Raw genomic sequence first — 24,231 nt, 5'->3', positions numbered from 1 at the left:
CCCCCCCCCCCCCCCCCCCCCCCCCCCCCCCCCCCCCCCCCCCCCCCCCCCCCCCCCCCCCCCCCCCCCCCCCCGCGGCCGGTCCGCAGCGAAGCCAGATCGTGCTTGAACGCAGCGATCGCCCCGTCCATGCGCCGTTTGAGATCATCGTATTCGCCACTCATCATCGTCTCCTCGACCCGTTAGCCGGATTCACTTCAGGGTAACCCGTATTCAAGCCTCGATCCGAAAACCGGTTCCCGTTTTTCGCCTACGGAAAACCTTCGGTTCGGCATCGGGCTCCCGATCAGTCGTCCGTGACGACCGTGCAACGTCCGCCGCCCCTCAGAATATCACCGAAACCACCCTTCTCGTGGATCGAATAGACGATTATCGGGATGTTGTTTTCGCGCGCAAGTGCAATCGCGGCCGTATCCATGATCGAAAGACCGCGTTTTATGACTTCGCCATGGCTGATCCGCTCGAAGCGGGTCGCATGCGGGTCCTTCTTGGGATCGGCGGAATAGACGCCATCGACCTGGGTGCCCTTGAACAGCGCGTCGGCGCCGATTTCCGCCGCGCGCAGCGCCGCGGCCGAATCGGTGGTGAAGAACGGATTGCCGGTGCCGCCGGCAAAGATGACGACCTTGCCCTGGTTCATGTAGGCGGTCGCCTGGCGCTGCGAAAAGCTCTCGCAAAGCTCAGGCATGGCGATTGCAGACAGCACCACCGCGTCGACCCCGATCTTGTTCAGCGAGGTGCGCAGCGCCAGCGAATTGATGACGGTGGCGAGCATGCCCATGTGGTCGCCGGTGACGCGATCGCCGCCCTTGGAGGCAACGGCGACGCCGCGAAAGATGTTGCCGCCGCCAATGACAACCCCAACCTCGATGCCCAGGGTACGGGCCTCGGCGATGTCGGCGGCGATGCGATCGACCACCGACACGTCGATGCCGAAATGCTGCTCACCCATCAGCGCTTCGCCCGACGCTTTCAGCAAGACACGTCGGTAGAGGGGCTTCACCGTCATCTGGTCCTCATCATTATGCGTGTGACGCGCCCGGGGCGGCTTCCCCGCTCAGGCGCTGCCCCGAAACATTGGCGTTCCGATACACGAAGGGCGCTGCGATGTCACGCGGCGCCGGAACCGGCAAACGCTCTTCCAGCCATTGGCTTACACCGGCAAATGCAACTTGCACGAGCAGACCCGGGCATGATCAGATCCGGGCATGAGCAGATCCGGGCATGAGCAGATAGTCAGCCGGCCTGTCGCCGACGCATGGCGTTCATCGATACCGCGCAACAAATCGGCCGGGCATCCTCGCGAACACCCGGCCGTAAAGTCTTTTCAGAAAGATGGAGTGCGTTTTACTTCTTGACCGCCGCCGCGACTTCCGCCGCAAAGTCGGTCTCGTCCTTCTCGATGCCCTCGCCGAGCGCGAAGCGCAGATAGGCAGTGATCTTGGCCGGTGCGCCGATTTCCTTCTCGGCATCCTGCAGCGCCTTCTCGACGGTGATGTCAGGATTGAGCACGAAAGCCTGCTTGAGCAGCACGACCTCTTCGTAGAACTTGCGCAGGCGGCCCTCGACCATCTTCTCGATAATCGCTTCCGGCTTGCCGGACTGGCGCGCCTGGTCGGCGAAGATCGCCTTCTCGCGCTCGACCGCCGCCGGGTCGAGTTCTTCCGCGGTCAGCGCCATCGGGTTGGTGGCGGCTACATGCATGGCGACCTGACGCGCAAAGGCGTTGGCGGCCTGCGCGTTGCCTGACGTCTCGATGGCGACCAGCACGCCGAGCTTGCCAAGGCCGTCGGCAACCGCATTGTGGACGTAGGTTGCGACGGCGCCCTGCTCGACGATGAGCTTGGCCGAACGGCGGAAGCCAAGATTCTCGCCAATGGTGCCGACAGCGTCCTTGATGGTGTCGGCAACCGACTTGTCGGAACCCGGATACGGGGCGGCTGCAACGGCCTCGGTCTTGCCGCCATAGGCGAGCGCCACCTTGGCGACATTGGCGACGATCTCCTGGAAGGCAGCGTTGCGGGCAACGAAGTCGGTCTCGGAATTGACCTCGACGATCGCCGCCTCACGCACGCCGGAATCGACGCCGATGAGCCCTTCGGCCGCGGTACGGCCGGCCTTCTTGTCGGCCTTGGAGATGCCCTTCTTGCGCAGCCAGTCGACGGCCTCTTCCATGTTGCCGTTGGTCTCGTTCAACGCCATCTTGCAGTCCATCATGCCCGCGCCGGTCAAGTCGCGGAGTTCTTTGACCTGTGCAGCCGAAATGCTCATTGTCGCCTCTTCGTTTAAAATGCACCGACGCACCACCGGTCCTCGATGATGCGCCTGGCGCCAGCGCTCAGCGCGCCAAAATATGAGAAATGAAGGCCGAAACCGGCCTTCGCTGTTACGCTTCCGGTGTCTGGGCGGCCGGTGTCTCGGCGGCCGGCGTCGGCTCGAGTGCCGGCTCGATCGGAGCCTCGGCCAAAGCGCCGACGTCGATGCCAAGCGCGCCCTGCTGGCGAGCAATGCCGTCGATTGCAGCCTTGGCGATCAGATCACAATAGAGCTGGATGGCGCGGGCCGCGTCGTCATTGCCCGGAATCGGGAAGTCGATCTTGTCCGGGTCGCAGTTGGAATCGATGATGGCGACGACCGGGATGCCGAGACGCTTGGCCTCGAGGATGGCGATCGCTTCCTTGTTGGTGTCGATCACGAACATCAGGTCTGGCGTCGAGCCCATGTCCTTGATGCCGCCCAGCGCCTTGTCGAGCTTTTCGCGCTCGCGGTCGAGGTTGAGGCGCTCCTTCTTGGTGAGCCCCTGGGCCTCGCCAGCCAGCATCTCGTCAAGCTTGCGCAGGCGCTGGATGGAGTTCGAGATCGTCTTCCAGTTGGTCATCATGCCGCCGAGCCAGCGGGAGTTGACATAGTACTGGGCCGAGCGCTGTGCGGCGTCGGCGACGATGTCGGACGCCTGGCGCTTGGTGCCGACGAACAGCACGCGGCCACCCTTGGCGACGGTGTCGGAAACCTGCTTCAGCGCCTGGTGCAGCAGCGGCACCGTCTGCGAGAGGTCGATGATGTGGATGTTGTTGCGGGCGCCATAGATATAGGGCGCCATCTTCGGGTTCCAGCGGTGGGTCTGGTGGCCGAAGTGAATGCCAGCTTCCAAAAGCTGGCGCATGCTGAAATCAGGCAGAGCCATTGTTATGTCCTTTTCCGGTTAGCCTCCACGGACACAGGCATTTCTGGACTTTGTCCTCGAACGCCACCGGAGGTTTCAGCCGGATTTCTCCCGGGCAGACACCAAAGTCCGTGTGTGGAATGAGCGCGCATATAGAGGGGATGCGCGGCAAACGCAAGCGCTGCGGTATCTTGCGGCTCAGCGTGCGGCGATCAGCGCACCGGTGCCGATCATGGCGCCGCCGGCAAACCTGTTCATCAAGCGCATCCGCCTTGGCGTCTTGAACCAGCCCGAAGCCTGCCCGGCAAGCACCGCATAGACGCCCATAGTGATAATGTTGACGCCGATCACGACCGTAACCACGAGCAGCCCCTCAGCGAAGTTCATTGCATTGAGATCGAGGATCAACGGCATGATGGAGGCGTGGAACAGGATCGCCTTGGGATTGCCCAATGCGATGGAGATGCCGAGGTAAAACGATCGAGACAGTCTTGCCTGCGTAACCTCCAGTCCATTCGATCGCGCGGAAGCCGATCTCCACATCCTGACGCCAAGAAACATCAGATAGGCTGCACCCGCATATTTCAGGATGAGAAAAACCCATTCGAAGGTCTGTGCCAGTGCCACGAGACCGAGCAGCGCCAAAGTCACCAGCACCGCGTCGCCGGCGGCGATACCGAGGCCAGCCAGGAACGCGCGAACGAACCCGCGCGAAACGCCGTTGGCAATGACCGTGAATACCGCCGGGCCAGGCGTGGCGGCGGCGAATGTGATCGCAGCGCAGTAAGCCAGAAATGCCGTCAACGTCATGGTCGTATCTTCCCCTTCGGCACGCGGACCCGCCGGAAAACAGCAACGATCTCCTCGCGGCTGCATTCGACGGCGCCTAGCCGCACCGCACGGTCGCGCTCGAAGCCGGTTATGTCATAATGCGGCGCCGATGTCTTCGGCGGCCCCTGATAGGACGAGCGCTTGACGCCGAGCTGTGCTGCAAAACGATGCAGCTCGTCGGTGTCGTCGGCCAGCAGGTGACACCAGCGGTGGCCGACCCATTTCCAGATCGCCGCGTCGACATAGACCGCCATGAGGCTTGCCGCACTCCTTCATCTTGGGCCGACCAGCGGAGCCGCAGTTCACCCGCAGCCGAGATCCAACGTCAGCGATGCCAATGCTAGAGATGCCAATCCTAGCGATGATAGAAGGGATTCGGATAGAAAATGAAGCTGCCGGCGGCTTCGAGTTCGGCCACGGTCGTGGTGACGGCCGCCTGCATGCGCCGGTGCAGTTCGGCGAAGGCATCGTCGATAGAGCCCGGAAAGGCGTGCAATCCCAACGGCTCCGGCACCCGGATATGCGCGCAGCGCGGCCCGGCCGGTTGCGGTACGAAGCAATTGATCGTGTCGCGCAGCGTGCCCTTGCAATAATCGTTGCGGATACGCTTCAGATGCTCTGCGATCTCCTCTTGCGCAATGCGCGGATTGGCTGAGGCCCACGGTCCGACGCGTTGGAGACGCTGGATCGTGTCCGCCAGCGAGCGGATCTGTTTTTGTCGCTCGGCGTCGCCGGTGCCTTCCCGCAGCCAGCGGCGCGCCCGGCGCAAAAGCTCGGCGATCTCGCTGGCGCCGGGATCGACCGAAATACCCTCCCCCAGGCGCCGGCTCAATTCGAGCAGCAATTGCTTGTGCCGCGCAGCATACGAAGCCCGTTCGTCGGGCGCCCTGGCGCAGGCAATCTCATCGCGCGACAGCAGCGTCGCATAGATATGGTGGACGCGCTCCGGCAGCGTATCGGCGGCACGGCGCTCAATCTTCAGGCTTTTCTCGACATAGGCGCATTCCTGCGCCAGCGCCGGCTCGACATTTTTGGTGAAGGCGAGCTTCCAGACGACCGGCGCGATCCAGACTTTGAAATCCTGATCCGTGACGCGACCGCGCTTGAGCGCTTCGAACCCCATCTCGACCGCCCCCGGAAGAAGCGGAGCGACGACATTGCCATGCCAGCCGACGCCGCCTTCGGGATGCAAGAGAACGCCATGCCCTTTCAGCGCCCAGGCGATCGAGTGTTCCTTGGCAGCGCCGCTGTTGCCGGGTATCTGGGCGATCAGATTGTTGGCCAGCCAGAATTTCTGCATGATCCGGCCGAGGCCGTTGACGACGCCATGCGTGGCCCAGGATGCCGCGAGCGGACTGACCCTCGAGACGATCTCCTTGTCGATCATCCAGTCGGTGAAGAATTCCGGATGGTTGGGCGTGATGAACGTTGCCTTGCCTGCGCCGCAACAGGCCTTCAGCCGCTGCCGGTCCTCGTCGGGAAAGTCGATATGGCGGACATTGGCGACACCGCGCAATCCGGCCACGCGGTTGAACGGCAACAGGTCGCGAAACCCGGGAATGCCACGCAGCATGACGACCCGGTTGACGACAGTCATGATCCTGATCAGCGCCGGATTGGGCGTCGGCGCCACGAACACATCGATTTTGCTCAACCCACCCCCCGATCGATCCCTCGGCGTAGAGGTTGAAATGCAATTGCGGCGTGTTCAAGTCATTCGCCGCCGCCTTGCGGGCGTGGCTAACCCAAGGCTCTATTTCGGCGGACAGGGTTTCGTCTGATCGAACAGCGAAAGATTGACCAGCTTGCCGGTCATCGAGAAGTCGTTGTAGTCCATGAGCAGGTCGCGCGTGATGCCGTTCTCATGCAGCTTGAAGCTGATCCGGTATTCCGGCACCTCCTCGCCTGACTTGTCGGTGCTGTCGAAATAGGCGATGTCGACTGGCCAGTATTTGTCGGTGGCGAGTTTTGCCAGTGCCGGCACTTCCGGATCGGTCTTGTCGGCATCGGTTTTCTTGCCGACGACGACGGTGGTGGTCATCACCTTGTTGGCATCTTCCGAACCGTCGAACAGGTTGGTTTCGTAGAAATTTTCGCCCTTTTCGGCCTTGTCGATCAGTTCGACCAGATGCTGTGTCGGAAACTGGGTGGCCGGCAGTTCGACGCTGCTCTGCTCCGGCTTGTCGATGTCGACCTTGAGGCCCTTCGTTTCCTTAGTCGCGGTGCCCTTGACCTCCTTGTCGAGAGTCTGGTCGACGAAGGATTTTGTCACGAACGAGAAGGTCTTGCCTTCGGCGTCCTCGAAAGTGGTCGTCTGCTGGTCGGTCAGCCTTGTATTCTCGTTGGTGACGATCTGGGTGACGAAACGGAACTTCACCGTATAGCCTTCGCAAGGCGAGCCGTTGAACTCGTAGACCATGCGGCCGGAAATGCCGGTGATGCCGGAGCGGTCGGAGGCCTTGTCCAGGGTCAGATCGTAAACCGCGCGATGCGCCTGCAGCGCCGGCACGGCAAAAGCCGGCGCCATCGAGAACACCGCTGGCAGCAGGACAGCGTGGAATGCGAGGCGTGTTGCGCGCATGAGGGGCTCCGATCATCGCGCCTGATGGCAGGCCGCAGGGAAAGAGGTCCAGCTTAAAAAAAGTCGTGGCGGAAGCGAGGCAAAAATTGCAATTTCGGCCCGGCCTGCGCAGCGTCATCAAGCAATAGGGAAATACCATGACTGAAACAATCGAAAAGCGGCTATGCGATCTCGGCGTGACGCTTCCGGTCGCTGCCGCGCCCGCCGCCAACTACGTGCCCTATTGCAGATCAGGCAATCTGCTGTTCATCGCCGGACAGCTGCCGCTCAGCGAGGGCAAGCTGCAGGCGAGCGGCCTGCTCGGCCGTGATGTCGACATCGCAACCGGCCAGCAAGCGGCAAAATACTGCGCGATCAACATATTGGCGCAGGCCAAGGCAGCACTTGGCGATCTCGAGAAAATCCGCCGCGTGGTGAAGATCACCGTCTTCGTCGCCTCGGCGCCGGATTTTTTCGAGCAGCACCTGGTTGCCAACGGCGCCTCGGATCTACTGGTTGCAGTGCTCGGCGATCCCGGCAAGCATGCTCGCGCCGCCGTCGGTGCCGCCTCCCTGCCGCTTAATGCCGCAGTGGAAATCGAAGCCATCTTCGAAGTCGAATGAGCCCGGCATGACCGACCTTTCATGGCTGACCGCCCGACCCATTGCCCATCGCGGCCTCCACGACATGAACAAGACGCGCTGGGAGAACACGCTTTCCGCCTTTGCCGCTGCGGCTGAACGCGGCTATGCGATCGAATGCGATGTGCATCTGTCGTCAGACCGCATCCCGGTGATCATCCACGATGGCGATCTGAAGCGGCTGACCGGCCAGGACGGTTTCGTCTGGCAGCGCACGGCAGCAGAAATGACGGCCCTCAAGATCGGCGGCACATCAGATCGTCTGCCGACGCTGCAGCAGGCCCTCGACCTGGTCGATGGTCGCGTGCCGGTGGTCGTCGAGTTGAAAGGGGTTCCCGGCCGTGACGAAGGCTTGGTGGAAAGCGTCGGCAAGATGCTCAAGAACTACAGGGGCAAGGCGGCGATCATGTCGTTCGACCACTGGCTGATCCGCGACTTCCCAAAACACGCGCCCGGCATTCCGGGCGGACTGACCGCTTATGGCAACGAAGTCAAGCTGATCGAGGCGCATTTCGCCATGCTGGCGCACGACATCGCCTTCGCCTCCTACGCCGCCGGCGACCTGCCGAACCAGTTTGTCAGTTTCGTGCGCGAAAGGCTCAAAATGCCGGTCATCACGTGGACCGTGCTCGACCAACCGGCGGTCGACCTGACCTTCAGATATGCCGACCAGATGACGTTCGAAGGATTTGAGCCGGATCTTGTGCAGGTCGCTTGAACTGAGCTTGCATGGACCGGCACGGAGCTTAAATAGGCCTCATGGATCAAGGCGATGAAGGCGACGGGCAAACGGCGAATGGAGAGTATGCGATCCGGGTTGCCTCCGGCATCGGAGCCTTCACCTGCGCCGAATGGGATGGCCTCGGCGGAACCTCACGCGGCGATACAGAAAACGGATACAACCCACTTGTTTCGTTCGCTTTTTTGAGCGCTCTTGAGGATTCCGGCTGCGCCGTGCGGCGCACCGGCTGGCAGGGCCATCATCTCAGGCTCGAGACAGCGCAGGGAAAGCTGCTCGGTGCCATTCCCTGCTACCTGAAATCGCACAGCCAGGGCGAATATGTATTCGATCACGGCTGGTCGGACGCGTTCGAGCGCGCTGGCGGGCGTTACTATCCAAAACTGCAATGCGCCGTGCCGTTCACGCCGGTCACCGGCCCTCGCCTGCTGGTCAACAAGGGCGAGGACAGTCGCGCCGTGAAGGCCGGCCTGGCAGCCGGCCTGAAGGCGGTGACGGAAAAACTCGGCGTTTCCTCCGCGCATGTGACTTTCGCGCAGCTGAGGGATGTCGAAGCGCTGGAAGCGGCGGGGTTTTTGCACCGCACCGACCAGCAGTTCCACTTCTTCAATGAAGGTTATTCGACCTACGACGATTTTCTCGCCACTCTGGCATCGCGCAAGCGCAAGGCGATGAAGAAGGAGCGGCGCGAGGCGCTCGGTCACGGCATCTCGATCGACTGGCTGATCGGCAAGGACCTAACCGAAAGGGTCTGGGACGACTTCTTTGCCTTCTACATGGATACCGGCAGCAGGAAATGGGGGCGGCCCTATCTCAGCCGCGCGTTTTTCTCGATGATCGGCGAGCGCATGGCCGACGACATCCTGCTGGTGATGGCCAAGCGCAATGGACGCTACATTGCCGGCGCTATCAATTTCATCGGCTCCGATGCGCTCTACGGGCGCAACTGGGGCTGCATCGAGGACCACCCCTTCCTGCATTTCGAGGTCTGCTATCACCAGGCGATCGACTTCGGCATCGACCGTAAGCTGAAAGTGGTCGAAGCCGGCGCGCAAGGCGAGCACAAGCTGGCGCGCGGCTACAGGCCGGTGACCACGCATTCGGCGCATTACATCGCGCATCCCGGCTTGCGTAACGCGGTCGCCGACTATCTAAGGCGCGAGCGCCGCGAAGTGGAGCGGATGGCCGGCTATCTCGAAGAGCACACCCCGTTCCGCAAGGATCTGGCGGACGATTAGAGCGACATGCGTCCAATTGGACGCACAAAGTACGCTCGAAAGCATCGTACTTTCCGAAGATCGATTCCGATTGTCGGGTCGATGGGGTAGGAGCAAGGCACAATCCGGAGCGCACGCCATGGCCGAACAAACCACCTACGACAGCAACAATATCTTCGCGAAAATCCTGCGCGGTGAAATCCCGTCGCATCGCGTCTATGAAGATGACGCGGTTGTCGCCTTTATGGATGTGATGCCGCAAGGGCCGGGTCATACGCTGGTTGTGCCGAAGGCACCGTCGCGCAACCTGCTTGACGCGGATCCGGCAACATTCGGCCCACTCTTCGCCGTCGTGCAAAAGGTGGCGGTGGCGGTGAAGAAGGCCTTCGGCGCCGATGGCGTCACCATCCTGCAGTTCAACGAGCCTGCTTCGGGCCAGACCGTCTACCACCTCCATGTCCATGTCATTCCACGCTTCGAGGGCATCCCTTTGAAGCCGCATAGTGGGCAGATGGAGAAGCCGGAAGTGTTGGCGGAGAACGCTGGCAAGATACGGACGGCGCTGACAAACTGATGCCGGGCGTCGCACGTCCGGCCGCCCACCAGCCCCTCGAAGTAAAAAAGCCCCGTTTCCGGGGCCTTTTTTAGCTTTCAGGCCATCATCCCTTGCGGGGGAGTTGCGGCACCAGGCTGCGCTTGCTGCCGTCCTTGCCCTTGGGCTCCGCCTTCTGCGCGACCGCCTTTTTCGCGGCCGGCTTCTTGCCGGCAGCTTTCCTGGGCTTCGGCGTGTCGTCCGGTTCTTCCTTCTTCGGCTTGACCGGCGCCTCGTCGGCGAGCGACTCGAGCTTCAGCCCGGTTTCGCCGGTCTCTTTCTTGTCGACGGTGACACGCACCGTGCCGCCCTTCTTGAGCTTGCCGAACAGCACCTCGTCGGCCAGCGGCTTCTTGATGTGCTCCTGGATGACGCGGCCGAGCGGCCGTGCTCCCATGCGCTCGTCATAGCCCTTCTCGGCCAGCCAGGCGATCGCCTCCTGCGACAGGTCGAAGGTGACGCCACGCTCGGAGAGCTGGGCCTCGAGCTGCATGACGAACTTCTGCACCACCTGGTGGATGACCGGCACCGGCAGCGAGCCGAACGGGATGATCGCATCGAGACGGTTGCGGAACTCCGGCGTGAACAGCCGGTTGATCGCCTCGACATCGTCGCCTTCACGCTTGGTCGAGCCGAAACCGATAGCCGCGCGCTGCGCATCCGAGGCGCCCGCATTGGTGGTCATGATCAGGATGACATTGCGGAAGTCGATCTGCTTGCCGTTGTGGTCGGTCAGCTTGCCATGGTCCATGACCTGCAACAGGATGTTGAACAGATCCGGATGCGCCTTCTCGACCTCGTCCAGCAACAGCACGCAATGCGGATGCTGGTCGACGCCGTCGGTCAACAGGCCGCCCTGGTCGAAGCCGACATAGCCGGGAGGCGCACCGATCAGCCGTGAGACGGTGTGGCGTTCCATATATTCGGACATGTCGAAGCGGATCAGCTCGACACCGAGCGAGGCGGCGAGCTGCTTTGCCACTTCGGTCTTGCCAACGCCAGTCGGTCCCGAGAACAGATAGGAGCCGATCGGCTTCTCCGGTTCGCGCAGGCCGGCCCGCGCCAGCTTGATCGCCGAGGTCAAAGCCGTAATCGCGGTGTCCTGACCGTAGACGACGCGCTTCAGCTCGATGTCGAGACCGGCCAGCACCTTCTCGTCGTCGGCGGAAACCGTCTTCGGCGGAATGCGGGCGATGGTGGCGATCGTCGCTTCGATCTCCTTGATGCCGATGGTCTTCTTGCGCTTGGCCTCCGGCACCAGCATCTGCGAGGCGCCGGTCTCGTCGATCACGTCGATCGCCTTGTCCGGCAGCTTGCGGTCGTTGATGTAGCGCGCCGACAGTTCAACCGAAGCCTTGATCGCCTCAGCCGTGTAGCGAACCTTGTGGAACTCCTCGAAATAGGGCTTGAGACCCTTCATGATCTCGATAGCGTCCTCGATGGTCGGTTCGTTGACGTCGATCTTCTGGAAGCGCCGCACCAAGGCGCGGTCCTTCTCGAAGAACTGGCGGAACTCCTTGTAGGTGGTTGAGCCGATGCAGCGGATCGTTCCGGACGACAGCGCCGGCTTCAACAGGTTCGATGCATCCATGGCGCCGCCAGACGTCGCTCCTGCCCCGATCACGGTGTGGATCTCGTCGATGAACAGAACCGCGCCCGGATAATCCTCAAGCTCCTTGACGACCTGCTTCAGCCGCTCCTCGAAATCACCGCGATAGCGGGTGCCGGCCAGCAATGTTCCCATGTCGAGCGCGAAGATGGTGGCGTTGTGCAGCACTTCCGGCACGTCGCCCTCGACGATGCGCTTGGCGAGGCCCTCGGCGATCGCCGTCTTGCCGACGCCGGGGTCGCCCACATAGAGCGGATTGTTCTTGGAGCGGCGGCACAGCACCTGGATGGTGCGGTTGATCTCGGACTCGCGGCCGATCAGCGGATCGATCTTGCCGGCCTTGGCCTTGTTGTTCAGATTGACGCAATAGGCGGTCAGCGCGTCCTGCTGCTGCTTTTTCTTGCCGCTGTCCTCTTGCGGCTCGGCGCCGCTCTGGCCCTGCTCGTCATCGGCGCCACGCGGCGACCGCGTCTCGGACGCGCCGGGCCGCTTGGCGATGCCATGCGAGATGTAGTTGACCGCGTCGTAGCGGGTCATCTGCTGTTCTTGCAGGAAATAGGCGGCATGGCTCTCGCGCTCGGCGAAGATGGCAACGAGCACGTTGGCGCCGGAGACTTCCTCGCGGCCGGACGACTGCACATGGATCACCGCGCGCTGGATGACGCGCTGGAAACCGGCCGTCGGCTTGGAATCCTCGTCATAGCCGGTAACGAGATTGTCAAGCTCGGTATCGATGTAGGTGAGAACCGTGTGCTTCAACTCGTCGAGATCGACGTTGCAGGCGCGCATGACCGCGGCCGCCTCGGTGTCGTCGATGAGCGCGAGCAGCAAATGCTCAAGGGTTGCGTATTCGTGGTGCCGCTCATTGGCGAGCGTCAGCGCCTGGTGAAGCGCCTTTTCCAGGCCTTGGGAGAAAGCCGGCATGTTACCTCACTTCTTCTCCATCACGCATTGCAGCGGATGCTGATTCTGTCGGGCGAAATCCATGACCTGAGACACTTTGGTCTCGGCCACCTCGAATGTATAGACCCCGCACTCGCCCACTCCATGATTGTGAACATGAAGCATGATGCGTGTGGCGGCTTCACGGTCCTTCTGGAAAAAGCGCTCCAGCACGTGAACCACGAATTCCATGGGTGTGTAGTCGTCGTTGAGAATGAGGACCCGATAAAGGCTAGGCTTCTTGGTCTTGGTTTTGGTGCGCGTGATGACGGCCGTGCCGCGACCGGTCTCGTTGCCGTCGCTGCCGTTTTGCATCCGCACCACATCTGTTGTGGCAGTCAAACCTGTCGTCACGTAACCCTGCCTTTTCGAATCCCCATATGAGTTCGACATGTAGGTCTTCGATGAACGATTTTAAGCCCTTCTGTTTAGCTGACAATATGGCTAGGTGGCCAAACTTGACCGATTTTTCGAAATCGTGAAGGCAACAGAGCCCCTGATTTCAAATTGAGGGCATCGCATCGAAAGTACGCTAGTCAACGGCAAGGGAAAACGAAGCCTGAACTCTGTCATGCTGCCCACTGCTTCGGTCGATAGGTTGAGCGGTTTTCCGACCCGTCGCTTTGGCGGCACGATCCGATAGGCGTGGAGCACTTACGATTTATCGTAGATGCGTCAGCTAACGAAACAACATGCATCTGAATAACGAACCTGGAGTCGCATGATCCCTTCAGACGCGCTTTAGGTGCCAGCGAGTCTGTTTAGGCCGGACACACTTAGGATTTCCATCGTCCAACACGAGCGAGAACAGCGACAGGCAAGGTGCCGACGAGGACTATGGCAAGTGCCGCGATCGAGGCTTCCTCGTAGGTCCCGCGCGCCGCCTCGCCGTAGAGATGCGTCGCCAGGGTCTCGAAATTAAGCGGCCTCAACAGAAGCGTCGCCGGCAACTCCTTCATGCAATCGACAAACACGAGCAAGCCCGCAGCGACGAGCGACGGTTTCGAAAGCGGCAGAAGAATATGCCGGAATGTGCCAGTCACATTCTGGCCGAGGCTGCGCGCGGCGTGATCGAACGAGCGCGGAATGCGGCTGAAGCCCGCCTCGACCGAACCGACCGCAATCGCCAGGAAGCGTGCGACATAGGCGTAGCCGAGCGCTGCTCCTGACCCGATCAGCAGCAGGCCGGTTGGCGCGCCCAGCCATGCTAGCGCGGTTCGGTCGATCATCTGATCGAGGGCCGCGACGGGCAACAATATTCCGATGGCCACCACGGTGCCAGGCATCGCATAGCCGACCGTGGAAACCCTCTGCAAAGCCGCCGTGACGCGGCCGGGAAGCGAGCGCGCCGTATAGGCGATGATCACGCCGAAGAGCAGGATTGCGAGCGTGGCCATGGCCGACAGGGTGACGGTGTTGAGCGTTTCCGACAAGAGCCGGGGCGACAGCCCTGCGAAACGGACGCGCTTCCACGCCTCGACGACAAGATAGCTCGCCGGGGCGATGAACCCGATGAACACCGGCAGAAGGCCGAGCGCAAAAACCACCAGACCCGAAACGGTGCCGAGACGATGCGGTGTGAAACTCCGCGCCTTTTGTGCGCTCGACCAATAACGCTGACGACGGCGCGCCCAACGCTCGATGGTGACGAGCGCGACCACCAATGACAGCATGGCGAGCGCAATCTGCGCCGCGCCCGGCAGGTCGGACCGCGTCACCCATGTCGTGTAGACCGAGACCGTCAGTGTCTTCACGCCCAGGAACTCCGAGGCACCGATGTCGTTCAGCGCCTCCATCAGCGCGAGGCTGACGCCGACGGCGATCGCCGGACGTGCCAGCGGCAGCGCAACGCGCCAGAAGACGCCGCCTTTGCCACTTCCAAGCGTGCGCGACACCTCGACTAGATTGGCCGCCTGGGTGAGAAACATTGCCCGCGTCGTCAGGTACACATAGGGATAGAGCACGAAGCCGAGCAGCACGATGCAGCCGGCCATCGACCGGATGTCGGGAAGGCGGAATTCGTGTGGGCTGGTGAAGCCAAGTGCCACTCTGAGCGCACCCTGGACCAAGCCGATCGGATGGAGAAGATCGAGATAGACGTAGGCGATTATGTAGGTCGGCACCGCGAGCGGGAGGAGCAGCGCCCATTCGAGAAACCTGCGGCCGGGAAAGTCATAGGCGGTGACAAGCCAGGCCGTCGAGGTGCCAAGAAGCGTGACGAGGACACCGACGCCGATGAGTAGCGCCGTGGTCTGCTGGAAGGCCTGTGGCAGCACATAGGCGAGGAGATGCGGCCAGAGCCCGCTCGATCCCCGCAGCGCCTGCCAGATAAGGGCGAGAACCGGAGTCGCCACCAGCACAGCGACAAGCACGGTCGCCATGAACCACAGTCGCCCGGACCAGTACCGGGCGACCTTCACAGTGGAGGCTCTTCGCAGGTCGACATCCGACATCGGGAGATCACCGGGCGCAGCACTGCCCACGCCCGGATCGCCCATCAGTTGTCGAAGCCGACCTTCTCGGCCAGTTCGCTTGCCTGCTTGCGATGCTTGACGATTTCCGTCATCGGCACTGGATCGACTTTCAACGCGCCGAACGAGGCGATGATCGGGTCGATCGGAGCACCGGCCTTGACCGGGTATTCGAAATTTGCCTTGGCATAGAGTGTCTGGGCGTCGTCGGAAACCAGATATTCCAGCAGCTTGACCGCCTCACCCTTGTTCGGCGCATGCTTTGCGACGGCCGCGCCGCTGACGTTGACCTGCGTGCCGCCATCCTTGAACGTTGTCAGGACGACCTTGATCGCGTCGCCCCAGGCGACCTGCTCCTCACCGCCCTTGCCGGAGCGCATCAGTCCGACGTAGTAGGAATTGGCGATGCCTATCTGGCAAATGCCGCCGAGGATGTCCTTGGCCACATCGCGGTCGCCGCCGCCCGCCTTGCGGGCGAGATTCCCCTTGACGGCGGCAAGCCATGCTTCCGTCGCCTCGGCGCCGTTATGTGCGATGTAATCGGCAAAAAGAGCGGTGTTGTAGGGATGCTGGCCGGACCGGATGCAGACCTTGCCCTTCCATTTTGGATCGGACAGGTCCTCGTAGTTGAACGCGGCAAGATCGAGATCCTTGGCCGCGTAGAGTACGCGGGCCCGCATCGACAGAGCAAACCAGTTGTTGGCCGGGTCACGCAGGTTCTCCGGGACCGCGGCTTTCAGAACATCGGACTCGACCGGCTGCGTCAGGCCTTTTTCGGCCAGGTCAGCTAGGTTGCCGACATCGACCGTCATGAGAATATCGGCAGGTGAGCTTTCCCCTTCCGAGGCCACACGCTCCGCCAGACCATCTTTCATGAAGACTGTATTGACCTTGACGCCGCTCGAGGCGGTGAAGGCGTCAAGCAGCGGCTGGATCAGCCCAGGCTCACGCGTGGTGTAGATGTTCAGTTCGGCCGCCATGGCCCTGGCCTCGCCAGCGAGGGCGAAGACGCCGCCCACCAGGGCGAGTCGCAATGTGGAAAGGCTCTTCATGAAGCGGTCCTCCATTAATTGATTGGTGCGGCCGGCATTGGTTGACAGCCCGGGAATTGCTCGATCATATGTGAGTAATTTAGTCAAGTTACTTTGCGACCAAAGCGCTTGCGACTTATGCCGCAGCGAATATCAGCACGCCGCCTGGATCTATGGTCAGATGGATCGGCTCACCCGGCTTTACATCGATCCGGCTGGTGGTGCGCAAGCGCAAGAGGTCAGCAACGCCCTCGATCCTGACCAGCAATTGTTCGATCTCACCCAGAAAAGAGCGGTTGACGACAAGCGCCGGCAGACCTTCGTCGGAACCTGAAAGGCAGACAGCCTGCGGGCGGATGCAGGCAAACGCCTTGCCGCCTTCCGGAAGATCGAGCCGGGCTGGAAAGGTGCCCAGCACCGTTTCGACCCGGCCATCGCGGTAGATGCCCTCTACCCTGTTGCACGGGCACAAGAATTCGGCGGCGTAGAGTGAGTTGGGATGATCGTAGATATCGTAGCCCGTCCCGACCTGCACAACCCGCCCCTCCTGCATCAGCACAACCCGGTCACCGACGGAAAGGGCCTCCTCCGGGTCGTGCGTGACGAGGATCGCCGTCGTCCCCAAGGCTCTCAACGTTGAAGTGGTCTCCTCGCGCACCCGCTCCCGCAGGCCACGATCAAGGTTCGAGAAAGGCTCGTCCATCAGCAGGATGACGGGTTTTGGGGCAAGCGCCCGCGCTAGTGCGACTCGCTGCTGCTCGCCACCTGAAAGCGTGTGTGGGTAACGGCCGGAAAGCGCCTGGATGCCGATTCGGGCGATCACCTCGGCCGCACGGGCGCTCGCCTCGCGCCGCGACAGCCGCTTGAGGCCGAAGGCCACGTTCTCCTCGACGGTCAGGTGCGGGAACAGGGCATAATCCTGGAACATGAATCCGATGTTGCGGTCTTCGGGCTCGACAAAGCTGTTCGCGCCCGCGATCTCAATGCCATTGAGCAGAATTCTTCCGCTGTCCGCAGTATCGACGCCTGCAATGATCCGCAAAAGCGAGGATTTGCCGCAACCGGACTGGCCGACCAGGCAGACGATCTCTCCAGGCGCAATCGACAGCGAAACGTCATCCAGCGCCTGGGTGTCGCCGAAGCATCGGCTGATGTGTTCCAGCGTTAGCGGAGCGCCGGCATCATTTATCGACCCATGCATCATTCGCCCTCCGACACGCTGGCTCATAGCTGTTTAGATCAGCGTCGATCGGCTGGAAACTTAATTGCCATGAAAAAACCCGGCCGCACGTTCGCGACCGGGTCCGTCTTGCTGGCCCAAGGGCCGTGTTCACATCTTGTAGCGAGATTATTTCGCCTTTGCGACGATCGATTCGAACGGCTTGTAGGCTTCCTTGGCGAGTTCGGCATAGAGGTCACCGATCTTGGTGGCTTCGGTGACGAAGGCTTCGTACGACTGCCTGGCAAAATCGGACTGGATCTCGATCGCCTTCTCCAGCGACTTGGCCGACAAAAGTTTCTCGGCTGCTGCGCTGCCGGCCTCGAAGCTTTTCTTGGTGTACTCGCCCGCCTCGGTGGCGATGGCCTGCGCGCCCTTGGAAAGGGATGCGAAGCTCTTCAAGCCGCTATCCGCAAACTCCTTGCCGTATTTGCTGAAATCTTCATAGGTCTGGGTCATTCACGCAATCCCTTGCCAGTTGTCCTTGAGCGGTGGACGCGGCCTTTTCTCGGGGCCGCGTTGTGCAATGCAAGTAATATATTGTGCACTGCACAAAAGTCAAGGTTTCACCGACTCTGGGTTTCACCAAGTGCCATCCGGCCAGCAGATCGGCGCAACCGTCGGGAAATGGCTAAGATTCGAATAAAGAAAAGCTCAAGCTCGAAGAAAATGGTGAACGCCGCGGTTACCATAAACGGATTGGTAACGCTGGCCGCGATAGCTTGGCTTGAAGTGAGGCAGGACCCCTTTGCCGCCTCCACCGCAACAAAAATTCAAAGGAACCATCGGTGCGTCAGGCGTTGTCGGGCATTCTCTCCAAATCCGCGTCCTCCTTGAAAACGATCATGATCCTCGCTTTGGCGATGACATTCGTCGTTGCCGGAGCTGCTTCGTCCATGGCGGCGAGGTCGGCGGCCATCGTCATCGACGCCAAGACCGGCAAGGTGCTTTACTCTTCGAATGCCGATGGCCGACGCTATCCCGCCTCGCTCACCAAAATGATGACGCTTTACCTGGCCTTCGAGGCCATGGCGAACGGCAAGATCGGCAAGAACTCCCGGGTCGTCTTCTCGCCCAATGCCGCTGCCGAACCGCCGACCAAACTCGGCGTCAAACGGGGCGGCGCGATCACGGTCGAGACCGCGATCCTGTCGATGGTGACCAAGTCGGCAAACGACTCGGCAACCGCAATCGGCGAACTTCTCGGCGGCAATGAAGCCAATTTCGCCCACATGATGACGGCCAAGGCGCGGGCCCTGGGCATGAAGGGGACTGTTTTCCGCAACGCCCACGGCTTGCCAAATCCCGGTCAGTTCACCACCGCGCGCGACATGGCGGTGCTCGGCATCGCGCTGCGGGAGCATTTTCCCCAGTATTACAGCTATTTCTCGCAGCGTTCCTTTCTCTACGGCCGCAGGCGCATCAACGGCCACAACCGCCTGCTTGGACGCATCAAGGGCGTCGATGGCATCAAGACTGGTTACACCCGCGCCTCCGGCTACAATCTCGTTTCCTCGGTCGACGACGGCGATCGCCGCATCGTCGCGGTGGTCATAGGCGGGAAATCCGGCGGCAGCCGCGACAACCAGATGGCCGCATTGATCAAAACCTACCTGCCGAAGGCGTCGTCGCGCGGCAGCGGCATGCTGATCGCCAAGGCCAGTGGTGGCAACCCGATCACCGCGCTGGCGAAAGTATTCCTGCCCAAGCGCGACGCGCCGACGCCGGACAGCAGGCCGGACGACGATGCGGCGTACAACGAGGCCCCGGACGGCGATGCCATTGCCTCCCTGGTGGAGGAAACCGAGCCCGTCGTTGAAGAAGCCACCCCCGTCGTTGAGACCAGGCCCGTCTCCCAGACCAGGAAGGTCGAAACAGTGGCCGCCGCTACGGCGGACGATGTGGCGACCGCACGGGTCGCAGCAGCCTATGGCGAACCGGCAACGGTCGATCCCGTCAACACGGCATCGGTGCCGTCCGGCTGGGCAGTCCAGGTCGCCTCTTCGCCAAAACAGTCCGAAGCCCAGGCTCTCCTGGACGAGACGAGCAAACAGGCGCCTTCGGTCCTGGCCGATGCTGTGGGCTTCACCGTCGCCTTCGAGAAGGGCGGCGTCACCTACTACCGCGCCCGGTTCGGCTTTGGCTCGAAGACTGCCGCCTCGAAAGCCTGCAACGCCCTGAAGAAAAAGAAAATCGAGTGCTACGCCGTCCACCAGTAGGCGGCGTCGAAACATCTCCCGGAAGAATTCTGCGTCGAAGGAGACTAGTTGTGATTGGAGAGCAAGACGTCCTTGGCTTCGTTGATCCGCGCCGCCAGAAACGAAGTGCCGCCGAGATCGGGGTGCAGGCGCTGCATCAGGCGGCGGTGCGCCTTGCGGACATCCGCCGCGGCGGCCCCCGCTTCAAGACCAAGGATCTTGTAGGCCTCCTCCTTAGTCATGGCGCCCGAACCTGGCGAAACACCCAGCCCGTCGCCACCATTCGCCTCCGCGTCTTTGCGCCAGATGGGAAATCTGCCGTCAAGATACGTCTCTAGCAGCTGGCGGCTCTCCGGGTCGCCGGGGAGTTCGCGATAAAGCTGCTGCAATTCCGCAAGGCTCATCGTGCCTAGCATCTTGCCTTCATGGCGGCCGGCGAGCACGAGCCCCTCCAGATTGCCGGTATCGTGATCAAGCTCCATTTCGAGGGCCGCGGTGCGCACCGTCGAATACTTGCCCGGCTCCAGTTTCGCCGTCGGCCGCTTCATCCGCATCGAGCCATACCAGGCGAGCGCCGTCGACAGGATCAAGCCGCCGATGCCTGCGCGTCCAACCAGAAGCGCGGCGACGCCGATCAGCGCCAGCAGGACAGGCCCAAGCGTCCTCATCCAGCTTGCGAGTTTCGCGGGGTCGGAGCGCAGAAACACCATGGCCACGCCGAGCAGCACCAAAAGCAACGCCACGAATGCGATAGTCGCGCCCATCATTTCCTGCCGCTCCGCAGATGCTCGATCAGCAGCCGGTCTTCCGGCCTGCCCCTGGCCTCCAGAGCCTTCAGCCCGCCCGTCGCAAACACCGCAACCGCCGATAGCAGGCTGGCCAAGGTTGCGGCGGCCCGCCGATCAAATCGGAACCAGGCGCCTTTGGACAGCCGCGCAATATCCTTGAACGCCTTTTCCGCGCCGGCATCATGGCCCTCCTGAAAGACGAAGACAGGAACGCCGTGCAGGCCGAGGCTGCCGGCCTTTTCCGCCAGATCGTCGATATTTTCCTCCATCGCGTCGCCGATATAGACCAGGGCGTTGACCTTGGCCGCCGCCGTCTGTTTCAGCGCATGGGCGAGCACCTTGCCGATCTGGGTGTGGCCGCTGCGGCATTCGATCCGCGTCATCAGCTGCTTCAGCGCGTTCGTATCGGTGACGAATGCGGATGAGCGGCACTCGCCAAAACCGCGAAAATAGACCAGTTGGACCTTGAGCGCCCCGGCCTTGCCGACGGCGTCGAACATCTCGCCCTGCAGCGCACAGGCGAGATCCCAGGTCGGCTGGCGGCTCATGGTCGCGTCGAGGGAAAGGATCAGCCTGCCAGTACCGGTCGCGGACGCAGCCAGCGTCCTTGCCTGACGGATAAACGCGTCGATCTCGCCGGTGCTCGATTGGGATTCGACCGGCGCAGGATTGGCCTTTGCGGGCACGGGCTGCTTCTTGTCGCTCATGACATTCAAGATGTGGCGTTGTCGCACAGCTTGCAAGCCCAGCATGAGGCTATCTGGAGGGCCGGCGATCACCGCAGCTTTGAATTTTGGGGCCTTCCTAGAGAAGGCCGAGATCGGCAAGCTCGCGCCTGAGTTTCGGCGGCATTTCGACCAATCCCGCTTTGCCCTTGGAGAGATCGGCCGGTGCGTCCGACGATTTCAAATAGCGCCAGCCTTGAAAGGCGCGGCGCGGCTGCCATTCAGTCGGCACGACCGCGGGATCGAGGATCAGGTGACAGCGGCCGATACCCTCGTCATCGGTGAAAGGACGGATTTCGGTGATCAACTGGCGGCACTGCACGTTGCCCTTGATTACCCAGTAGAGGGAACCGCCATCGGTGACCTCGGCGCTGCGCGTCGGCGTCATGCGGGTGGTGTGGTAGTGCTCGACCGGTTCACCGGCGCGCCGCCGTTCGTCGAGGCGGAACGCGATCCACTCTTCGAGATCTTCGACGCTGTCGCAGCCAACGCAGAGCTTTATGAGATTGAGGGACATGGATCAAGGTTTAGTCCGGCGCGCGAAGGCGTCAACTGGCCCAATCGACTTTCTCCACAGTGCCGCTGTTCTCCACGGCGCCAATCCACAGTGCAAGGTTTGGCTCAGCATTCCACGATATTGACGGCCAGTCCGCCGAGGCTGGTTTCCTTGTATTTCTCGTTCATGTCGAGGCCGGTCTGGCGCATGGTCTCGATCGCGGCATCGAGCGGCACGAAATGAACGCCGTCGCCCTTGATGGCCAGCGACGCGGCAGTCACCGCCTTGACGGCGCCGAGCGCGTTGCGCTCGATGCAAGGCACCTGCACCAGCCCGCCGACCGGATCGCAGGTCATGCCGAGATGATGCTCAAGCGCGATCTCGGCGGCGTTCTCGACCTGCTCAGGCGTGCCGCCCATCACGGCGCACAGCCCCGCTGCCGCCATCGCCGAGGCCGAACCGACCTCGCCCTGGCAGCCGACCTCGGCGCCCGAGATCGAAGCGTTGGTCTTGATGATGCCGCCGACCGCTGCTGCGGTCAGCAGGAAATCGCGGATGCTCGGCTGGTCGGCCTCGGGATGGAAATGCAGCCAGTAGCGCAGCACCGCCGGCAGCGTGCCTGCAGCACCATTGGTCGGCGCGGTGACGACGCGCCCGCCGGCGGCGTTCTCCTCGTTCACCGCCATGGCATAGATCGACAGCCAGTCGTTGGCGAGCAGCGGATTGGGCCGGTTCTGCCGCCACTGCTCCTGCAGCTTGTCATGCAATTGTCGCGCGCGTCGGCGCACCTTCAGGCCGCCCGGCATGATGCCGTCCTGCGATAGGCCGCGCTCGATGCAGCTCTTCATCGCGCTCCAGATGCCGTCGAGGCCGGCGTCGAGCTCTTCGCGCGACATCTGCGTCTCTTCGTTGACGCGCTTCATGTCGGCGATGGAAAGACCGCTTTTCGCGGCCATCGACAGCATCTCGACAGCGTTCTTGAAGGGGTATGGAACGTTTTTGCCTTCCGTCGTCACCGAGCCCTTCGCCTTCATCCGCTGCAGCTCTTCTTCGGAAACCACGAAGCCGCCGCCGATCGAATAGTAGATGCGCTTGAGCAGCAGGCGGTCGTCGGCATCATAGGCAGAGAAAGCCATGCCGTTGGCGTGGCCGGAAAGCGGCGTCTTGCGATCCAGCACCAGATCCGTCGCCGGGTCGAAGCGATAGGACGGATGGCCGGGCGGCGAAATCCGCTTCTCGGCGGCGATGCGGTCGACGATGCCGTCCGCCTGATCGGGGTCTACCGTCTGCGGCGTCTGGCCGGCAAGCCCGAGCACGACGGCGCGATCTGAACCATGGCCGATGCCGGTATAGGCAAGCGAGCCGTGCAGGCTGGCGGCGATGCGGTCGACCTTGGCGCCGACCGGGCGTGGCCAGTCATCTCCCGCGACCTCGTCGAGAAAACGCCGCGCAGCCGTCATCGGTCCCATCGTGTGCGAACTCGATGGTCCAATGCCGATCTTGAACAGGTCGAAAACCGAAAGGAACACGCGCCGCTCTCTCCTGTTGGAATCTATATATAGGAATTCCTGTGATGTTTCCGCTCTTTCGAAGATTGCGGCGCTGCACCTGCCGACCTTGTTTGCTCCGGCAGCGACATCGTTGCGTTCCGCCATCGAAGCGCCGCCACCGCTTGTGGTAAGAGGGTTGCATGGGCGATTCCTTCCATTTGTCGACGGCAGACCTCGTTGCGCTTGCCTTCTTCGTTTTCGTGTGGGTGCTGCATACGCTCGCCTCCGACGGAAAGCTGGTCAGGCGCATGTCGCTGACGACGGCGATGAACGTCCAGCGTCAAGCCTGGATGCGGAACATGGCCGAACGCGAGGTCCGCATTGTCGACACCGCCATCATGGCCGGCCTTCAACAGGGAACCGCCTTCTTCGCCTCCAGTTCGCTGATTGCGATCGGCGGCTGTTTTGCCCTGCTCGGCGCCTCCGATCAGGTTGTTTCGGTGCTGAGCGACCTGCCGCTCGGCGCGACGTCGTCCCGCTCCGCCTTTCAGATGAAGGTGTTCGGATTGGTGCTGATCCTTGCCTATTCCTTTTTCAAGTTCGGCTGGGCCTACCGGCTGTTCAACTATTGCTCGATTCTGATCGGTGCGGTGCCGATCCCGCACGGCGAGGCTTCACGCAACCCGGTCAGCGAGACGGCGGTATGGCGGGCGGCGCGCATGAACATGCTGGCCGGAAAACATTTCAATTCCGGCATGCGCGGCGTGTTCTTCTCGATCGGCTATCTCGGCTGGTTCGTCGACCCAAAAGTATTCGTGCTGTCGACGCTGCTGTTGCTGGCGGTTCTGGTGCGTCGCCAGTTCTTCTCGGCGGCGCGGCAAGCCGTGATTGGTCAGCCGCCCGAGCCGACACCCGGTCCGGGAAAAAGCCGATCGATGCGGCCCGACAGCCGGTAGGCGACGAGCCCGGTCCATTCGCGGACCGCCGTGCTGGTAGCTGCAGCGAAACGAAGGGATCGTCGCGAGACAGGCCGATGCCTTCCTTGCCGGAGGTGCGGATCGCCAGATTCAACGGCTGGACGAGGAGCCAGAAGACCTTGGAAAGATGTTAGAACATCCCTCACCCCTTCAGGTGGGAGACGACACTACCACCACTTTTCCGGCTGGAACGTACCCGCAGCCTGTTCGATGACATGGGCGGTCTGGCACAAGGTTTCCTCGTCGAACGGCCGGCCGATGAGCTGCAGGCCGAGCGGCAGGCCCTTGGCGTCGAGCCCTGCGGGCACGGCGATGCCCGGCAGTCCGGCCATGTTCACGGTCACCGTGAAGATGTCGTTGAGGTACATCTTGACCGGGTCGGCGGCCATGTCCTCGTCGGCGATGCCGAAGGCCGCCGACGGCGTCGGCGGGCGGCGGGGGGCGGGGCCCCCCCGGCGGGTTGGGGTTTTGGGAAACCCCCGTTGTTGGGTTGGCGCCCTAGTGGGCGGGCCGTATTTTGGGGGGGTGGTTGCCGGGGGGGG

Annotated in this window: 25 protein-coding genes and 1 pseudogene; 6 read left to right on the top strand and 20 right to left on the bottom strand. The window is 62.1% G+C overall.

Translation table 11 applies throughout. The features are described 5' to 3' along the window. Window positions 1-74: 74 nt before the first annotated feature. From AC0L3D_RS32435 to AC0L3D_RS32400, 8 genes and pseudogenes are all read right to left on the bottom strand, one after another. Window positions 75-164, bottom strand: a pseudogene (locus AC0L3D_RS32435) (ribosome recycling factor); the annotation flags it as partial. Between the two features lie 122 nt (window positions 165-286). After that, window positions 287-1,009: a UMP kinase gene (gene pyrH, locus AC0L3D_RS32430; protein WP_023801221.1), complete on the bottom strand. Its 723-nt coding sequence runs from the start codon at window positions 1,007-1,009 to the stop codon at window positions 287-289. A gap of 338 nt (window positions 1,010-1,347) precedes the next feature. After that, a complete protein-coding gene (gene tsf / locus AC0L3D_RS32425; RefSeq protein WP_473627749.1) occupies window positions 1,348-2,271 on the bottom strand; it encodes a translation elongation factor Ts in 924 nt (307 codons plus the stop codon). 115 nt (window positions 2,272-2,386) lie between these two features. Beyond that, a complete protein-coding gene (gene rpsB, locus AC0L3D_RS32420) occupies window positions 2,387-3,184 on the bottom strand; it encodes a 30S ribosomal protein S2 (RefSeq protein WP_473627750.1) in 798 nt (265 codons plus the stop codon). A gap of 177 nt (window positions 3,185-3,361) precedes the next feature. Then, window positions 3,362-3,973 (bottom strand): LysE family translocator, encoded by a 612-nt coding sequence (locus AC0L3D_RS32415; RefSeq protein WP_287174260.1) that lies wholly within the window; start codon window positions 3,971-3,973, stop codon window positions 3,362-3,364. Next, on the bottom strand, window positions 3,970-4,248 hold the full coding sequence (locus AC0L3D_RS32410) for a DUF4031 domain-containing protein (protein WP_027151900.1): 279 nt from the start codon (window positions 4,246-4,248) through the stop codon (window positions 3,970-3,972). The genes AC0L3D_RS32415 and AC0L3D_RS32410 overlap by 4 nt, the downstream gene beginning before the upstream one ends. A 101-nt stretch (window positions 4,249-4,349) precedes the next feature. Continuing rightward, a complete protein-coding gene (locus AC0L3D_RS32405) occupies window positions 4,350-5,648 on the bottom strand; it encodes a hypothetical protein (protein WP_473627751.1) in 1,299 nt (432 codons plus the stop codon). A gap of 99 nt (window positions 5,649-5,747) precedes the next feature. Then, on the bottom strand, window positions 5,748-6,575 hold the full coding sequence (locus AC0L3D_RS32400) for a cell envelope integrity EipB family protein (protein WP_287317347.1): 828 nt from the start codon (window positions 6,573-6,575) through the stop codon (window positions 5,748-5,750). A 137-nt stretch (window positions 6,576-6,712) separates the two neighbouring features. Between AC0L3D_RS32400 and AC0L3D_RS32395 the strand changes: the two genes are divergently transcribed. From AC0L3D_RS32395 to AC0L3D_RS32380, 4 genes are all read left to right on the top strand, one after another. Further along, the gene (locus tag AC0L3D_RS32395; RefSeq protein WP_473627753.1) at window positions 6,713-7,177 is read left to right on the top strand and encodes a RidA family protein; all 465 of its coding nucleotides are present in this window, start codon (window positions 6,713-6,715) and stop codon (window positions 7,175-7,177) included. 7 nt (window positions 7,178-7,184) lie between these two features. Then, window positions 7,185-7,913 carry a glycerophosphodiester phosphodiesterase gene (locus AC0L3D_RS32390; protein WP_023801216.1) on the top strand — a complete coding sequence of 243 codons (729 nt, stop codon included), beginning with the start codon at window positions 7,185-7,187 and terminating at the stop codon, window positions 7,911-7,913. Window positions 7,914-7,954: 41 nt separating this feature from the next. Next, complete coding sequence (locus tag AC0L3D_RS32385) at window positions 7,955-9,172, top strand: GNAT family N-acetyltransferase (protein WP_473647095.1); 1,218 nt, start codon at window positions 7,955-7,957, stop codon at window positions 9,170-9,172. A 118-nt stretch (window positions 9,173-9,290) separates the two neighbouring features. After that, on the top strand, window positions 9,291-9,725 hold the full coding sequence (locus tag AC0L3D_RS32380; RefSeq protein WP_473520459.1) for an HIT family protein: 435 nt from the start codon (window positions 9,291-9,293) through the stop codon (window positions 9,723-9,725). An 85-nt stretch (window positions 9,726-9,810) separates the two neighbouring features. On the opposite strand, the gene clpA is transcribed toward AC0L3D_RS32380, so the two are convergent. From clpA to AC0L3D_RS32345, 7 genes are all read right to left on the bottom strand, one after another. Beyond that, entirely contained in the window at window positions 9,811-12,276 is a 2,466-nt protein-coding gene (gene clpA, locus AC0L3D_RS32375; protein ID WP_023801213.1) for an ATP-dependent Clp protease ATP-binding subunit ClpA, read from the bottom strand. Window positions 12,277-12,282: 6 nt separating this feature from the next. Continuing rightward, window positions 12,283-12,609, bottom strand: coding sequence for an ATP-dependent Clp protease adapter ClpS (gene clpS, locus AC0L3D_RS32370; protein WP_023801212.1), 327 nt, complete (start codon window positions 12,607-12,609; stop codon window positions 12,283-12,285). 461 nt (window positions 12,610-13,070) lie between these two features. Then, window positions 13,071-14,792, bottom strand: coding sequence for an ABC transporter permease (locus AC0L3D_RS32365; protein WP_473627756.1), 1,722 nt, complete (start codon window positions 14,790-14,792; stop codon window positions 13,071-13,073). Continuing rightward, window positions 14,792-15,817, bottom strand: a complete 1,026-nt coding sequence (locus AC0L3D_RS32360) for an extracellular solute-binding protein (RefSeq protein ID WP_473627757.1) — start codon at window positions 15,815-15,817, stop codon at window positions 14,792-14,794. The genes AC0L3D_RS32365 and AC0L3D_RS32360 overlap by 1 nt, the downstream gene beginning before the upstream one ends. A 115-nt stretch (window positions 15,818-15,932) precedes the next feature. Then, window positions 15,933-17,000, bottom strand: a complete 1,068-nt coding sequence (locus AC0L3D_RS32355) for an ABC transporter ATP-binding protein (RefSeq protein ID WP_287174274.1) — start codon at window positions 16,998-17,000, stop codon at window positions 15,933-15,935. 144 nt (window positions 17,001-17,144) lie between these two features. Then, the gene (locus AC0L3D_RS32350; protein WP_023801209.1) at window positions 17,145-17,474 is read right to left on the bottom strand and encodes a phasin family protein; all 330 of its coding nucleotides are present in this window, start codon (window positions 17,472-17,474) and stop codon (window positions 17,145-17,147) included. A gap of 334 nt (window positions 17,475-17,808) precedes the next feature. Continuing rightward, window positions 17,809-17,934, bottom strand: a complete 126-nt coding sequence (locus AC0L3D_RS32345) for a hypothetical protein (RefSeq protein WP_280809885.1) — start codon at window positions 17,932-17,934, stop codon at window positions 17,809-17,811. Here AC0L3D_RS32345 and AC0L3D_RS32340 point away from each other — a divergent pair. Continuing rightward, complete coding sequence (locus AC0L3D_RS32340; RefSeq protein ID WP_473647094.1) at window positions 17,912-19,234, top strand: D-alanyl-D-alanine carboxypeptidase; 1,323 nt, start codon at window positions 17,912-17,914, stop codon at window positions 19,232-19,234. The genes AC0L3D_RS32345 and AC0L3D_RS32340 overlap by 23 nt on opposite strands. Before the next feature lie 44 nt (window positions 19,235-19,278). Here the strand turns inward: AC0L3D_RS32340 and AC0L3D_RS32335 are convergent, their stop codons facing one another. From AC0L3D_RS32335 to AC0L3D_RS32320, 4 genes are all read right to left on the bottom strand, one after another. Next, entirely contained in the window at window positions 19,279-19,980 is a 702-nt protein-coding gene (locus AC0L3D_RS32335) for a DnaJ domain-containing protein (RefSeq protein WP_198032858.1), read from the bottom strand. After that, the gene (locus tag AC0L3D_RS32330) at window positions 19,977-20,708 is read right to left on the bottom strand and encodes a VWA domain-containing protein (protein ID WP_287174278.1); all 732 of its coding nucleotides are present in this window, start codon (window positions 20,706-20,708) and stop codon (window positions 19,977-19,979) included. The genes AC0L3D_RS32335 and AC0L3D_RS32330 overlap by 4 nt, the downstream gene beginning before the upstream one ends. Window positions 20,709-20,805: 97 nt before the next feature. Then, on the bottom strand, window positions 20,806-21,243 hold the full coding sequence (locus tag AC0L3D_RS32325) for a DUF1489 family protein (protein ID WP_473627760.1): 438 nt from the start codon (window positions 21,241-21,243) through the stop codon (window positions 20,806-20,808). Between the two features lie 104 nt (window positions 21,244-21,347). Continuing rightward, the gene (locus tag AC0L3D_RS32320) at window positions 21,348-22,751 is read right to left on the bottom strand and encodes an L-serine ammonia-lyase (protein ID WP_128168142.1); all 1,404 of its coding nucleotides are present in this window, start codon (window positions 22,749-22,751) and stop codon (window positions 21,348-21,350) included. A 161-nt stretch (window positions 22,752-22,912) separates the two neighbouring features. Here AC0L3D_RS32320 and AC0L3D_RS32315 point away from each other — a divergent pair, with 161 nt between their 5' ends. Continuing rightward, window positions 22,913-23,668 carry a DUF599 domain-containing protein gene (locus AC0L3D_RS32315; protein WP_023801203.1) on the top strand — a complete coding sequence of 252 codons (756 nt, stop codon included), beginning with the start codon at window positions 22,913-22,915 and terminating at the stop codon, window positions 23,666-23,668. Between the two features lie 188 nt (window positions 23,669-23,856). Here the strand turns inward: AC0L3D_RS32315 and AC0L3D_RS32310 are convergent. Further along, window positions 23,857-24,231 (bottom strand): amidase family protein (locus tag AC0L3D_RS32310; RefSeq protein WP_473647092.1); only part of this gene is annotated, 375 nt, incomplete at its 5' end.

This window comes from Mesorhizobium sp. WSM4837 (genome assembly GCF_055811435.1).
The sequence above is the reverse complement of the archived record's forward strand: the minus strand, read 5'-3'. Positions and strand labels throughout refer to the sequence as shown.